We start from the raw sequence: 14312 nt of genomic DNA, 5'->3' as shown, positions 1-14312 counted from the left end.
TTTCAAAACAGCGTGTAAATAAATGGAGCAATCACAGAACCCTGACTCAATACAATCAAAGCTCCCAAAAAGACTAAAGTCACAATGAGCGGCAACAGCCAATACTTTTGGCGTTCTTTCATAAACGCCCACAAATCTTTGAGAAAATCTAATGTTGATTCAAACACTTAGAAAGGACGCTCCATACTAACTTTTGTTCTTGCTTTACTTGGGACGCGGTAAGTATCCATTTTCGGATTGAGTTTTCGCCGCATGGCATCTTCGCCCAAGAAGTTTTTAATAACTCCCATCGGCCAAACTATCAGGTAAAAAACTATCCCTAGGACGATCGGCGTTTCGATTTTGTTAAGAATAATTCCAAAGCGCATCCACCCGTGATAAACGGGATTCAGCGATTTCGGCGCAACCAATGCTAGCAGCACCAGCACTCCGCAGATTGCCCAAGGCCACCAAGGTAGAGAATGCCGCCGCAGTAAAGGTACTGCTAAACCGAACAGCACTGCAATCAAGCTGCCAATTAGCAGCCCGAAATCGCGCAAGCCTTTTTTGTCGAGTTTTTTAATTTCGTCGCTCATTAGAAATGGGGAGTTGGGAATTGGGAATTGGGAATTAGTTATTAGTTATTCGTTCCAACTAATAACTAATAACTAATGACTAATCTAGTTCAAATTCATTTTTCCAAGCATCATCTTGTTTCCAAGGAATTTGTTCGGACTTTGGAAGCAAGTAATTTTCCAAAACCAGATAGTCCATTTCGGTTCGCATGAAACAGCGGTAAGCATCCTCTGGAGTGCAAACAATGGGTTCGCCTCGGACGTTGAAAGAAGTATTTACCACAATAGAACAGCCCGATCGCTCTTCAAAATGGCGGATCAAGTCATAGTACCGAGGATTGGTTTCTTTGTGAACAGTTTGGATGCGAGCCGAGTAATCGACGTGGGTGACAGCCGGAATCTCCGATCGCGGAATGTTGAGCTTTTCAATGCCAAACAACTGCTCTTGTTCGGGAGTCATCGGAATACGGAGACTGGACTTGACAGGTGCTACCAATAGCATATAAGGGCTAGAATGGTCAATCTCGAAATAATCCGCAACTCGTTCGGCTAAGATTGACGGCGCAAAAGGTCGAAATGATTCCCGATATTTTATTTTCAGGTTCATCACGGACTGCATTTTAGCACTGCGGGGATCGCCAATGATCGATCGACCGCCCAGAGCCCGCGGCCCAAATTCCATCCGCCCTTGGAACCATCCCACCACATTTCCCTGTTCCAAAATTTCCGCCAACTGCGGCATTAATTCGGCATCGTCCAATCGGTGATAGCTAGCTTTGACAGCATCCAAATATTCGATAATTTCTGCGTCAGTAAACCTTGGGCCCAAATATGAGCCGCGCATTTGATCGTGACAAGTTAAATGAGCAACCGACTTCGCCACAGTTGCCACCGCTGGGTTGGCAGTGAGAACTTCAGTCCTCTCCTCAACCGCTGAGTTTGTGGTGACAAGTTCAATTTTGAGGGATTCTATACTATTTGCTGTCGTGTTGGCGCTCACAGTGCGAGTTTGTTCGCAATACTGATACCAAATCGCCAAAGCCGCGCCCAAAGCACCGCCAGCATCTCCTGCCGCCGGCTGAATCCAAATATCTTTGAAAATACCTTCCCGCAAGAGTCTGCCGTTAGCGACACAGTTGAGAGCAACGCCGCCCGCCATACAAAGATAATCGACATCCAATTCTTTTTTAACTGTTCTGCAAAGCCGCAAAACAACTTCTTCGGTAACAACTTGAATGGAAGCAGCAATGTCCATTTCTCGCTGAGTCAATTTTCCTTCAGCTTGACGTGGGGGCCCTTCAAACAGTTCGTCAAACTTCTTGTTTGTCATGGTTAAGCCAACTGTATAGTTGAAATAATCCATGTTCAAACGAAAAGTTCCGTCATCTTTGAGGTCGATTAAATAGTTGAGAATTTTGTCTACATACTTGGGTTCGCCATAAGGAGCTAAACCCATGAGTTTGTATTCACCAGAGTTAACTTTGAAGCCGGTGTAATAGGTGAAAGCTGAATAAAGCAAACCCAAGGAGTGGGGAAAATCGATTTCCCACTGAGGTGTCAGTTGGTTCCCGTCTCCCAACCAAACTGAGGTTGTGGCCCACTCGCCCACGCCGTCGAGGCACAAAACGGCTGCTTTTTCAAAGGGGCTGGGAAAAAATGCCGATGCTGCGTGCGATTGGTGGTGTTCGGTAAATAGCAGAGATGGCAGTTTATTCGTTTTGCAGTTTGCTATTGCTGCCAGATCTCTTTTGAGCATGGTTTTGAGGTAAAGCTTTTCTTTGAGCCATATCGGCATGGCTGCTAGGAAAGAGCGAAAACCTTGGGGTGCGTAGGCTAAATAGGTTTCGAGAAGGCGCTCGAATTTGACTAAAGGTTTGTCGTAAAAGACTATGTGATCGAGTTCCCGCAAATCTATTTTCGCTTCTTTCAAGCAATAAGCGATCGCATTCTTAGGGAATCTGGCGTCATGCTTTTTGCGGGAAAATCTTTCTTCCTGCGCTGCTGCTATAATTTCTCCGTCGCGAATTAAGGCTGCGGCGCTGTCGTGATAGTACGCCGAGATTCCAAGTATGTTCATTCGTCTCCTCACAAATCGCAATGCGTTTGTATCTGACTATTTAGAATAGCTAACGATTATAGCTGTTTCAGTGCTGATTGGGAATTGAATTTTGCGATCGCCTCTAATTTTACCTGGATCGATGTCGGTGGACCGCCGGAGGGCGATCGGCTGTTAGAGAGCATTTAAGCTAGCGCCGGCTAATCCTGCGCCCCCAAGCTCTGAAGTAAGTGACCACCGGGAATTGATAAAATTCACCTACCAACCACAGCACAATGCCTAAATGCGACAAAAAAGCTAAGCCTGTCCAAGCTACGGGCAGCCACGACAACCGGCTGCCGGGAACCGGGGGAAAATAGTAAGCTGAAAGTCCGAGCAAGGTAGTGGGAAGGAAAATTAGACCAAAAGCCGCTGCAAAGTAGGGCCATCCGAATTCTACGCCTTCGAGGTGGGCTCCTATCCACTGTTTGCCGTTCCAGTGCCAAGTTACGGGCGGTTGGCGATCGGCCATTTGGAGCGATTGTCTTTCAACGCTTGCGGTATAAATGTGCTGGCAGAAGTTGCAAGCTAGGGCGTCCATCATCGGCATGGTAGAAATTTGACCGGTGCGGCACACGGGACAGGGATATGTATCTTGAGGGTTGAAAGGTCTGGTTGATTTTTGGGAAATCTGCATGGATCAGGCTGTTTGTCAAGATATTGAGCGATCTTAACAAAGTACAGAGATTATGGGTTGGCTGAGGGCGGTTTTTGTATCTAGATTGTTGGTGATTTAACAGGTTTTTTCACGCTTACGTGTCCTAGGGGTTAAGGCAGTTTCATGGTGGATGATTCGGATTAATTGCGGTGATTGTTGCTGTAGCGAATTCTGGCTCCTGCCCAGTGAAGTTTTTCCCTCAAAGTGTTGTAATAAGAATAGTTTTCCCGCAAAATAATAAACTGGGCTTCGCAGTCTGCCCTCCGCACGTCTACGCGCTGTCCCGGCCAAATTGCAGTACCTAAAATGCCGTCTGTCCAGAGTTTGGTACTGAGTTCGTAATCTGCTAAAGGCCAAATGCTGACGACTGAACCCGGCGGGAGGACGATCGCCCGGCTGGATAAACTCAAAGGGCAAATCGGAGTAACTGCGATCGCCTCCATTCCCGAGTGCATAATCGGCCCGTTGGCAGATGCGGTGTAGCAAGTCGAACCGGTGGGAGTTGCCACAATTAAACCGTCGCCTTGATACTGATCGACTACTTCGCCATCAACTTCCATTTCTAGAATACAGCTCGGCATTCGATCGGCTGAAGCAGGTTTGACACACATTTCATTTAGTGCCAAAAATCGATCGCTTTGGGGTTCGAGATTGCTTCTGTTTCCCTCAAAAACTGTTGCCTGCAACATCATCCGCTTCTGCACAGCATACCTATCTTCCGAAAGTCTGTCCCAAATCTCCTCAGTATTTTGGAAATCCTCAAAAGACTCGGTTAAAAACCCCAGATGTCCCCCCACATTCGCTGCCAAAATCGGGATGCCATCTGCCGCCAAATTCCGCGCGGCAGCTAGGGCCGTACCGTCGCCGCCGAGCACCACCGCTAAATCAATTGGGCTGTTACTAGAAGCTAAAAAAACCGGATACGGGTTATCTTTCGGGCCACTGGGCCCCATTAAAACCTGACACCCGCGACTTTCTAATTGGCGGGAACACTGTTCTGCCCACCGCTGGCTGAGGGTATCTCTGGCTTTGTGGGCGATAATTACTTGTTTTAGTTGCACAACCTATCGATTTTAGATTTGGGATTTGGGATTGTTAGATTTTAGAGTGAACTCACAATCTATCGATTTTAGATTTGGGATTTGGGATTTGGGATTGTTAGATTTTAGAGTGAGCTCACAATCTACCGATTTTGGATTTTTGATTGTTAGATTTTAGGCTGAGTGAAATATCTTAAAATGTTCGATCGCACAAATTGGTTTTGGACATCAGGTTAGATTTTAAACTATTTTTGAGCATTGCGAGGCAGAGCCTGTGGATCTGCGTTACCAGGCTCTGCCTGGTAAAAAGAAAGCCGGGAATAAAAAATATTATTATGACTGCATTTCTACATCTTCCTTCTTCCTTCTTCCTTCACCCGTCGCTGCGGCTGGATTTGGGCCGCGGCCAGATAATGCTGGAATCAGCCGCGAGTAGGCGAGAAACTGCGATCGCCCCAAAGCGGTTGAGGTGGCTGGGGTCAACAAAATAGTCGTTACGGCCCGGCCACCGCTGCGAAAAGTCGCGGAAAGCGAAGCCTTTTTGCCGCGAGAGTTGCTGCATTCGCTGCCGAAACTGCTGTTCTGCCCACAAGCGAGTCCCGTCTAAGTAGTCGTCTGTGAGGGGCAAATTGACGAAAATAAGGGGAATTTTTCGAGCTTTGGTAAATGCTACAACTGAATTAAAGGCTGTTGCTTGTTTGCCTCCGAGGTTGAAGTTTTCGTAGTCGCGATCGTACTGGCCTGAAACGTAAGCGCGTTCTCGATAATAAGTGTTGGGATTGTACCTGCCCGACATAGCCATGAATCCGTTAGAGTCGATCGAATCTGCCAATTGGTTGAGTTGTCTGATGGCTACTGTTGTGCGTCGCGAGACTGGAATCAATTGTGCTTTTTGGGTTGCTGCATTCGCTGCGATCGGTTTTAACTCATATCTTGCAGCATTCTCAGCAACGGGCAAGATGCCCGTTCCACTGGACAGGAATTTGAGTGTAGGGTGGGTGTCAGCAACGGGCAAGATGCCCGTTTTACTGGACAGGAATTTGAGTGTAGGGTGGGTGTCAGCAACGGGCAAGATGCCTGTTCCACTGGACGGGAATTTGATTTTGGGGTGGGCATCTTGCCCGCCCCTGAAAGGTCGATCGACAGATGCCAATGCTTTGCGGAAAGTGTTGTTAGCGCAGGGCTGCGGGAATCTGTAACACAGCGGAATCTCGTTGGGTTCATCCAACTCTAGTTCGGGGCGAATGCCTGCTGCTAAAAGTTGGCTGCCTTCAGAATCGACGATCGAATTAAAAGTGCGATCGTCCCGGCCGCTGTTAAATGCCCGCACACCATCCGCCCAGACAATCATTTGAGGCAAATGCTCCGGCTTCAAAAGCCGCCGCAGTTGAAAGTCAACTACTTGTGCAGTTGCGCCGTTGACTGAAAAGTTAAATACTTTTAAGCTCGGACGGCCCCTTTGGGCCAAAGATTGTTTTAGCTGTTTGGGATCGACGCCCTGCAATGCCCGGGAACTACCGACAATCAAAACATCTGGCGGCCCGACCGCAGCAACGTAGGATAGGTAAAGTTGTAGTTGTTCGTTTAGCAAATCGCTGCTGAAGCTGACTGTACTGGCTTGCGATCTGGTTGCGCTCGCTTGCTGCTGGGAATACACCAGGTTTCTCATGTACTCGATTACTTTTTTCTCAGCAAACGCCCGTCTGGGACTGCCGGCGGGAACGGCTTGCATCCAAGCGACGGCCTGCACCCACAGGGCGGCTACTTCGTCCCAGTCTTGTTTTGAATTGGCTGATTGAGCCAAATTAGAAGCTTGGGTGGCAAAGTTAACGGCCTCGGTGAAGCCATCGTTTTGAGGGCATGAAGAAACGCTGACGGATTTTTTGGATTTGTTGGGGTTTCGGGCTAACAGAGAAGTTGACGACTGCGCTAGGACTGCGGATTCGATCGAACCCGATGGCGCTGCGGTGTTGGGCGGCTTGGTAGACGAACATCCCAAAGTTAAGGCTAGCAAGGCGGTTGCGGCGCAGGTACGTTTTAAGATGCTGGTGCTGATGCTAGCAATGTAGCGGCGAATCATAAAGCTTTCAGCGATCGCGAAACATTAGTAGATATTACCGCAACCAGCCATTCGTCTGCAGCGGCGATGGTGACGTTTTGAGTATTTATGTATGGGATTCGATGACTGCTTCGGCTTCCAGCGCGATCGACCTCAATTTATCCAATGTATCCTGCTTCGCACTCTGCCATAACCCCCGCTGACGAGCTTCTAGCAATCTTTCCGCCATATCTCGCAGTGCCCAAGGATTGTTTTCTTGAATAAATGTCTGCACTTTCTCATCAAAAATGTAAGCCTCTGCGATTCCTTCATACATAAAATCCTCTACACAATTTGCCGTAGCATCGTAAGCAAACAAAAAATCAACAGTTGCTGCAATTTCAAAAGCACCTTTGTAACCGTGGCGCATCGCACCTTCTATCCATTTGGGATTCACAGCCCTGCTGCGATAAACCCGCGCAATTTCCTCCCGCAATTGCCGCACTTTCGGATTTTCAGGAATTGAATTGTCTCCGAAATAGGTTTCAGGGTTTTTGCCTTGCAAATTGCGAATTGCGGCAGTCATTCCGCCTTGGAATTGATAATAATCATCCGAGTCTAGGATGTCGTGTTCGCGGTTGTCTTGGTTTTGCAGAACTATTTGCATTTGGCCGAGGCGTTTTTCAAATGCTTCGGGTGCAGAACATCCCCATTCACTCTGTTTAACTCCTGCTATATCTCCCGGCAAATTAGAGGAACTAGAGGAGGTATAGGCGTAACTGCTCCAATTAATGTAAGCTTTTGCTAAATCGCTGTCGTCTGTCCAGTTTTGAGCTTCAATTATGCCTTGAAGTCCTGCGCCGTAAGCACCCGGTTTTGAGCCAAAGACTCGAAATTGCGATCGCCCTTGCGCCTCTTCCTGACTCAAACCTGTAGATTCCCAATACTGAATCTCTGCTTGAACTTGTGCTGCTAAAGGATTATTTTCTTCCGATTCGTCTAAATCTGCCACAGCTTTTACTGCACTGTCAAACAAATCAATTAAATTAAAAAAAGCATCGCGGAAAAAGCCAGAGATTCGCAAAGTAACATCAACGCGCGGCCGCCCCAAAACAGAAACTGGCAAGATTTCAAAATCTACAACCCGGCGCGAAGGCCCATCCCAAACTGGTTGAACTCCTATCAGCGCCAAGGCTTCGGCGATGTCATCTCCCCCCGTCCGCATGGTGGATGTTCCCCACACTGACAAACCCAAAGTTTTCGGATATTCGCCGTTTTCTTGGGTGTATCTTTCGATTAAAGTTTCTGCAGCAACTCTGCCAACTCTCCAGGCCGTTTCTGTGGGAATAGCGCGGATATCTACTGAGTAAAAATTCCGACCGGTGGGCAATACATCTGGTCTGCCGCGCGTGGGCGCGCCGGATGCGCCGCTTGGTATGTGCCGCCCATCTAGTCCGCGCAAAAGGTTGGTAATTTCTTGGTCTGTTTGGAGGAGTGAAGGTAAAAGATAGTTACTTATCCAGTCTAATTCTTGTTGGGTTGCTTCTCCTAGTTGGATATTTTTAACCGCAGATGAACGCGGATTAACGCGGATGTTTTCGATTAAATTATCTACTAATTCAGCGGCTTTTTCTTCGAGTTCTGCTTTTAAATCGCCTGCTGTGCGGTGCTGAATTATCGAGGTTGAATCGCAGGTTAAGGGGTCGAAATCGTAGCCTGAGTCTTCAGCTAGGGCGCGCGTTAAGCCCGATCGCCCGTTGGTGGGATGGCGGGCGATCGCAATTATCAAATCTCTCAACTGTCTACCTTCGGGACACTGCCCAAAAATGTGCAATCCGTCGCGAATTTGGGATTCTTTGAGTTCGCAAAGATAGCCGTCTGTGCGGGTGATAAATTCTGTAAATTCCGATTTATTTAGTTGTATTCCTAACTCTCGATCCAAGTTTTCTTTGTTGGTGAGGGCGAGAATGCGATCGCGAATCATGGGCAATCTGGACGGATCTAAACTTTGGGCTTCGCAATACTCATCAATTAAGGTTTCCAACTGCTGCAAAGGCCCGTAGAGTTCGGCGCGAGTCATCGGCGGTGTCAGGTGGTCGATTATCACGGCTTGCGATCGTCTTTTTGCTTGGGAACCTTCCCCCGGATCGTTGACAATGAAGGGATAAAAATTCGGCATCGCGCCTAATGCTACTTCTGGATAACATTGGTTAGACAATGCTATACTTTTACCGGGAAGCCATTCTAAATTGCCGTGTTTTCCGGCATGAATTATAGCGTCAATTCCAAACTTTTCTCGCAGCCAATAATAGTAAGCTAGATAATTGTGAGTGGGTTCTAAGTCTGGTGCATGATAGTTCAAACTTGGGTCAAGTTCGTATCCCCGCGATGGTTGAATTCCCACAAACACATTCCCAAACTGAATCCCCGGAATCGGAAAAGACGTATTGTTACTTATAAAATCTTGTGCATAGCTTCCCGGAAGCCCCCATCTTTTACAAATCCCATCTTGCACTTGCTGCGGCAAACTAGCAAAATATTCTTCATATTCTGCCAAATCCAAAGATTGATGAACAGGCCGCAATTCGCGTCCTTCCGGGTCATTTGTCACGCCAGAAGTCAGGAGTTCAATTAACTCATTGCCGCTAGCAGGGATGTTTTCAATTTGATAGCCAGCTTCCTGCATAGCTTTGAGGATTTCGACACAGCTAGCGGGCGTATCTAAGCCGACGCCGTTGGCTAAGCGCGCATTGCGAGTGGGGTAATTTGCTAAAATTATGGCGATGCGTCTGTTGGCGGCTGGGGTTTGTTTCATTTTCACCCAATTAGCGGTTAAATCTGCTACAAATGAAATGCGATCGCCCGCTGCTACATAGCCTACTACATCTGTTTCTAATTCGCTGTTCCAAGTCTGTACGGCTTTAAAAGAAACAGCCCTAGTAATGATTTTTCCGTCTACTTCCGGCAATGCTACATTCATCGCCACATCGCGGGGCGAAAGTCCTTGTAACTCAGTTTCCCACTGTTCCAAACCGCCACCGCTGAAGATTGCTTGCAATACGGGAACGTCTAAGGATTTTAAGCTGTTTTGTTCCGGTTCTTGGCTGCTGAAACCGGAGACTGCAAAACTTGTGGTGTTGAGCAATAATTGAATGGGTTCTGATTCTTTTGGCTGGAAGTATTCCAGCAATTCTATTTGCAAATCTGGTTCCCGCAGAGAAGACACAAAGACGGGAACTGGCACTAAGTTTCGCTCGGATAGAGCTTGACAAAGTGCATCAATTGGTGCTAAGTTTCCTGATAAATAATGAGCCCGATAAAATAAAATTCCTACTTTAGATTTAGAAGTAATGTCCCCGTGTTCGCAAGTTGGGGACGAGTCAATTGGCTTTTTCCCATCATAAATTCCGACGCGGGAAACTGTTTGAGGTAGAGGCGGATTATAAGCAGTTTTCAGGCAAGTATCGGCAGCAAATTTTAGTGCATTAACAAAGTTTTGGACTCCGCCTTCTGTGAAATAGCGCCAAAGTTGATTGACTGCTGATAGCGATACATTTGAATGGCTGATTAAATCTGGATCTGGACTGTCTTCTCCCGGCATTACAATCAGTGCTGCGTTAGTTTTCTCCACAGTTTCTCGCAGGATTTCTAACCCGTAAGACCAATAAGAACGCCCTCCTAACAGTCTTAAGATTATGACCTCGGCGCGTTCTAAAACTTCCTCGGCATAAGTATCAATTGTTAGTTGTTGCTGCAACTGAAGCAGGTTTACTGCCCGCACTTTGGGAAATTTTGCCGGCATTTTGGATGCGGCGGCTGCGAGAGTTTGAATGTCGGTGTCAGCAGCACTAATAAATACTATTGGTGCTGGGGTTTGCTGAATAAAAATTACTCCTTCTGCTTGAGGGCTCCAACCTCCGGGTGTGGCGGCTATTTTGTGCATTAATTTTTTTATGTTAATAAATAGTGAGAGGAAGTGCGATCGCCTTTACTATAACATGACTTATACATAAATAAAGGCTAGGGCGTGTTTCCCAACCCGGACATTCCCGCCCAACCGAGAAAGGGCGGGCACGGGGGCACCGCCCCTACATTCGGGGAGAGAATGAGCGTCAAAGTCCCGGAAATCTCAACCTATAAACTGATAAATAAAACTCCCAAAATCATGATTCCGGCCCCTAATAATCTTTCTTGAATATCTTTTTCCTTAAAAATGAAATGACCGAACAATACACCCATTAACACGCTAGTACGCTTAATTGCGATCACTTGCACTACCAAAGTTAATGTCAAAGCTTGCATTTGAAAAATTATTCCAATAGCATTGAAAAACCCCATAGCAGCTAGCATTGGTAATTGTTTGATAATTTTTAGCCCTGGATTTGGGGTTTTGTACAATAAAACTGGCAGTAGCAAGACAGTCATTGTACCAAACAAAGAGAATACCCAAAAAATAGGGTGGGAATTTGTAACTCCTATTTTGTCACAATTTGAGGCAATACTCCAGAGAAAGGCTACGATTAACATGAATTTGGGGCCTGGTTCCTCGATCAGTGCTTTGAATGGGGCTAAATATCCTTTAGATTTCTCTTTGAGATTTAATAAATAAGAGCCTGCTACGATTAGTAAAATGCCAATATAATCAAAAAGATTGGGATATTCACCGACAATTAACGGTGAAGTTACCAACATGAATAAGGGTGTCAAAGCTACCAGCGGTATTGTCAGGGATAAATCAGATACTTTGATGGCTTTGATGTAGAGGAGGGCTGTGACAGCGTTGATGCTACCTCCGATTAATAGGGCGAGCCAAAATTGAGAGTTTAATGGCGGAATTCCTGTATATAATACCCAGGGAATCAAAAAGATGACTGAAAAACATGAGAGAGACCAAGCTACAACATATTCGTCACTTTTTTTGAGGTTTTGTTTGCCAAAAACGTCTTTGACGGCTTCAAAGAAAGCGGTCAAAATTCCAAAAATTAACCAAGTCAACCTAAATATGCGCTCCTGACTCGCTCGTCGTTTAGCAAATCCGCTCCTATACCTGTGAGGGTAATATTACCAGCTTCTAGTACGTAACCCCGATCGGCAATTTGCAGTGCTAAACTGGCGTTTTGTTCGACTAAGAGGATTGTAACGCCTGTGGAGCGGAGGTTTTGAATAATTGCAAAAATTTCTTTGACGATCGCAGGTGCTAAGCCTAAACTAGGCTCGTCTAATAATAGCAGCTTCGGGCGACTCATCAGAGCGCGGGCGATCGCCAGCATTTGCTGTTCCCCGCCGCTGAGGGTTCCTGCTAGCTGGCGGCGTCTTTCTGCTAAGCGCGGAAATATCTCAAATTGGCGCTCTAAATCTGCTTTTACTGCCGCCGAGTCCGATCGAATATAGGCCCCCAATTCCAAGTTAGTCAACACCGTTTGCTGCGCCAAAACCCGCCGCCCTTCTGGACTGTGAGCGATTCCCAATTTCACAACTTCGTGAGCTTGGCGGCGGCTAATATCGCGCCCGCTATAAAGAATTTGTCCTTGCCGCAAATTAACTATTTTAGAAATCGCTCTCAGGGTGGTACTTTTGCCCGCACCGTTGGCACCGATGAGACTGACAACCTCGCCTGCATTAATCGTGAGATTAATATTTTGTATGGCTTGAATTCCCCCATAACTTACAGAAACATTTTTGAGTTCTAAGAGGATGTTTTGGGTTGTTTTGGGTGGGCTATGTTGCATTTTTTGTGACTTGATTTTTGATGACCAAACTGTCTCTTTTCCAGCAGTCCTCCAGGGGCTGAAACCTGGCTCATAGCTGAATTACTCTTAAGAGGGCTGGAAGATTCATTTAAGGCTAACTATTAATTTTACTCGTTCCCCGCCTGAGCCTGAGAAACATTTACAATTTCTACGTGTCATCTCCCAAATAAGCCTCAATTACCGCCGGGTCATTCCTCACAACAGCAGGTTCTCCCAAAGCAATAAGCTGACCGAAATGCAAGACGGCAATGCGATCGCACAACCCCATAACTAGCGGTACATGATGCTCGATCAATATTACAGTTAAATTGAATTGTTGGCGCACTTCTCGGATAAATTCGCTTAATTTGTGCTTTTCACTGGGATTCATCCCTGCGGCAGGTTCATCTAACAGCAATATTTGCGGTTCTAGGGCTAAAGCGCGGGCAATTTCTAAGCGCCTCTGGTCGCCGTAGGCCAAGTTTTTGGCTTGTTCGCCCGCGCGATCGCCCAATCCGACTAAATCCAACAATTCTAAGGCTTTTCGCTGGGTTTTGCGTTCCATTGCGTTAGATGCTGGCAACCCGAAAATCCCCGCTAGCACCGATAAAACTGGATTTCCCGATCGACTGTGGATGTGTCGGGCGATCGCCACATTTTCCACAGCAGAAAGTTCCCCAAACAACCGGATATTTTGAAAAGTTCTGGCAATACCTTTATTAGCAATTTGATAAGGCTTCAATTGGGAAATATTTTCATTTTGATAAATCAGGTTGCCGCTAGAAGCAGGTATCAGTCCAGTCATTAGATTAAATAGAGTTGTCTTGCCCGCGCCGTTAGGGCCGATTAATCCAAAAATTTCGTGTTTTTCAACTGTAAAAGATACGTTGTTTACGGCAATTAAACCACCAAAACGACGAGTTAATCCTTTGGCTGCTAAAACCGGATTGCTTGTTGAGAGGGTAAGGGGTTCGGAAATCATCAAATATGATAAAATAGTGATTCTCTAATTATGCCTTAGACTTAAGTATAAATGAAAGTAGAGGAAATTAAAGCAAGAGTTCGCCAAAATCTGTATGTTTACACAGGTCATGGAGATATCGAGCGTCAGGCTGATGGGTTAACCTTTACTCAGGTTGAGGAAGCTTTACTCAACGGAGAGATCCTTGAGCAATATCCTAACACTGGTCGAGGTGAAAGTTGTCTAATATTAGGTTATGCAGGTGAGATTCCTATTCATATAGTCTGTGGTTGGCGCGGTGAAAGAGTAGCAATTATAACTGTATATATTCCCAGTCCCCCCAATTTTATTAACCCTAGAACTAGAGGATAGACCCATGCGAGAAATCCGATGCAATACTTGCGGTAGCAACCGCTATGAGGAACGTAGAATCGATTACCTTTACAGTCATAAAGGTAAATACTTGCTAGTTCCTAACACGCCAGTAGAGATTTGTGTTGAGTGTGGCATGATTTATTATGATGCAGCAGTTCTCAAAGAAATTGAGCGCCGTTTCTTTGCGATTCACCAGCAGAATGAAATGCCCGATTCGTATATTCAAATTCCCAGCAAGAGTTACACGTAAAGAAGGGTTTTTCAAGGAAAGAACCAGAATCTTCTTAAAGTGGCGCTTTTTAAGCAGTATTTAGGGCGATCGATTTCACAACAGACAAGCACAAATTTAGATCGCCCGGAGTCCTGAAACAGTTTGATGAGAATGTATACACAATTATTCAAATGGCTGAGACGGCTCATCAAATACAAGGATTCTGGCCCATGACGAAGCACTACCGACAAAGATTAGTTGCCGTAATTGCCCTCTCGTTTCTATCTTTCACATCCCCTTTGCTGTTGACTCGCAATGCTGCGGCTGGAATTAAGGACGAACCCACAGCTAATCCCAAACAGATTGCCTCCCTCACCGAGAAGTTAAAGAGTAACGATGAAACGGCACTTGATCCAGCTATTAAGCTGTTACGAAAAATAGGTGAACCAGCCATCCCTGATTGGATGGAAGCTTTGCAGGCTCAGAATTTGTCAGTCGGCCAAAGTGCTGCTGAGGTTCTAAGACAAATTGCTCTTCCTGCTATTCCTGCTTTTGTCAAAACCTTGAAAGACTCATACCAATTTCATAAAATAGTGCTACAATTAGTAGGTATCGTTTTTGTGAGCTAGTTCCCAAATATAAAGAAGAAAA

General features: G+C 46.1%; 13 protein-coding genes. 3 read left to right on the top strand and 10 right to left on the bottom strand.

All coding sequences use genetic code 11. The features are described 5' to 3' along the window. Positions 1-2: 2 nt before the first annotated feature. The 10 genes from QUA23_RS22240 to QUA23_RS22195 all read right to left on the bottom strand — a co-directional run bounded on the left by QUA23_RS22240 (position 3) and on the right by QUA23_RS22195 (position 13096). Positions 3-167, bottom strand: a complete 165-nt coding sequence (locus QUA23_RS22240) for a DUF5989 family protein (RefSeq protein WP_190734603.1) — start codon at positions 165-167, stop codon at positions 3-5. Then, positions 168-575, bottom strand: coding sequence for an SxtJ family membrane protein (locus QUA23_RS22235; protein ID WP_333078247.1), 408 nt, complete (start codon positions 573-575; stop codon positions 168-170). A 79-nt stretch (positions 576-654) separates the two neighbouring features. Beyond that, a complete protein-coding gene (locus tag QUA23_RS22230) occupies positions 655-2631 on the bottom strand; it encodes a carbamoyltransferase (RefSeq protein ID WP_333078246.1) in 1977 nt (658 codons plus the stop codon). Positions 2632-2800: 169 nt separating this feature from the next. Then, a complete protein-coding gene (locus QUA23_RS22225) occupies positions 2801-3286 on the bottom strand; it encodes a hypothetical protein (RefSeq protein ID WP_333078245.1) in 486 nt (161 codons plus the stop codon). 161 nt (positions 3287-3447) lie between these two features. Further along, on the bottom strand, positions 3448-4368 hold the full coding sequence (locus QUA23_RS22220) for an NAD(+) kinase (RefSeq protein WP_333078244.1): 921 nt from the start codon (positions 4366-4368) through the stop codon (positions 3448-3450). 352 nt (positions 4369-4720) lie between these two features. Beyond that, positions 4721-6427, bottom strand: a complete 1707-nt coding sequence (locus QUA23_RS22215; protein WP_333078243.1) for a hypothetical protein — start codon at positions 6425-6427, stop codon at positions 4721-4723. 85 nt (positions 6428-6512) lie between these two features. Next, complete coding sequence (gene cobN, locus QUA23_RS22210) at positions 6513-10328, bottom strand: cobaltochelatase subunit CobN (protein ID WP_333078242.1); 3816 nt, start codon at positions 10326-10328, stop codon at positions 6513-6515. A 191-nt stretch (positions 10329-10519) separates the two neighbouring features. Beyond that, positions 10520-11380: an EamA family transporter gene (locus tag QUA23_RS22205; protein WP_333078241.1), complete on the bottom strand. Its 861-nt coding sequence runs from the start codon at positions 11378-11380 to the stop codon at positions 10520-10522. Beyond that, complete coding sequence (locus tag QUA23_RS22200; RefSeq protein ID WP_333078240.1) at positions 11377-12114, bottom strand: ABC transporter ATP-binding protein; 738 nt, start codon at positions 12112-12114, stop codon at positions 11377-11379. The genes QUA23_RS22205 and QUA23_RS22200 overlap by 4 nt, the downstream gene beginning before the upstream one ends. 169 nt (positions 12115-12283) lie before the next feature. Then, complete coding sequence (locus tag QUA23_RS22195; protein WP_333078239.1) at positions 12284-13096, bottom strand: ABC transporter ATP-binding protein; 813 nt, start codon at positions 13094-13096, stop codon at positions 12284-12286. A gap of 51 nt (positions 13097-13147) precedes the next feature. Between QUA23_RS22195 and QUA23_RS22190 the strand changes: the two genes are divergently transcribed. From QUA23_RS22190 to QUA23_RS22180, 3 genes are all read left to right on the top strand, one after another. Continuing rightward, positions 13148-13447: a DUF4258 domain-containing protein gene (locus tag QUA23_RS22190; RefSeq protein ID WP_333078238.1), complete on the top strand. Its 300-nt coding sequence runs from the start codon at positions 13148-13150 to the stop codon at positions 13445-13447. A 4-nt stretch (positions 13448-13451) separates the two neighbouring features. Further along, on the top strand, positions 13452-13700 hold the full coding sequence (locus tag QUA23_RS22185; RefSeq protein ID WP_333078237.1) for a type II toxin-antitoxin system MqsA family antitoxin: 249 nt from the start codon (positions 13452-13454) through the stop codon (positions 13698-13700). A gap of 191 nt (positions 13701-13891) precedes the next feature. After that, complete coding sequence (locus tag QUA23_RS22180; RefSeq protein ID WP_333078236.1) at positions 13892-14290, top strand: hypothetical protein; 399 nt, start codon at positions 13892-13894, stop codon at positions 14288-14290. Positions 14291-14312: the final 22 nt, after the last annotated feature.

The organism is Microcoleus sp. Pol1C5, from assembly GCF_036701115.1.
Lineage (GTDB): Bacteria > Cyanobacteriota > Cyanobacteriia > Cyanobacteriales > Microcoleaceae > Microcoleus.
This window is presented reverse-complemented; position numbering and strand designations above follow the sequence as displayed.

Bases quoted from the DNA above. Each gene is read 5' to 3' on its own strand.
- QUA23_RS22235 (WP_333078247.1), bottom strand. From the start codon at position 575: ATGAGCGACGAAATTAAAAAACTCGACAAAAAAGGCTTGCGCGATTTC.
- QUA23_RS22230 (WP_333078246.1), bottom strand. From the start codon at position 2,631: ATGAACATACTTGGAATCTCGGCGTACTATCACGACAGCGCCGCAGCC.
- QUA23_RS22225 (WP_333078245.1), bottom strand. From the start codon at position 3,286: ATGCAGATTTCCCAAAAATCAACCAGACCTTTCAACCCTCAAGATACA.
- QUA23_RS22215 (WP_333078243.1), bottom strand. From the start codon at position 6,427: ATGATTCGCCGCTACATTGCTAGCATCAGCACCAGCATCTTAAAACGT.
- cobN (WP_333078242.1), bottom strand. From the start codon at position 10,328: ATGCACAAAATAGCCGCCACACCCGGAGGTTGGAGCCCTCAAGCAGAA.
- QUA23_RS22200 (WP_333078240.1), bottom strand. From the start codon at position 12,114: ATGCAACATAGCCCACCCAAAACAACCCAAAACATCCTCTTAGAACTC.
- QUA23_RS22195 (WP_333078239.1), bottom strand. From the start codon at position 13,096: ATGATTTCCGAACCCCTTACCCTCTCAACAAGCAATCCGGTTTTAGCA.
- QUA23_RS22190 (WP_333078238.1), top strand. From the start codon at position 13,148: ATGAAAGTAGAGGAAATTAAAGCAAGAGTTCGCCAAAATCTGTATGTT.
- QUA23_RS22185 (WP_333078237.1), top strand. From the start codon at position 13,452: ATGCGAGAAATCCGATGCAATACTTGCGGTAGCAACCGCTATGAGGAA.
- QUA23_RS22180 (WP_333078236.1), top strand. From the start codon at position 13,892: ATGACGAAGCACTACCGACAAAGATTAGTTGCCGTAATTGCCCTCTCG.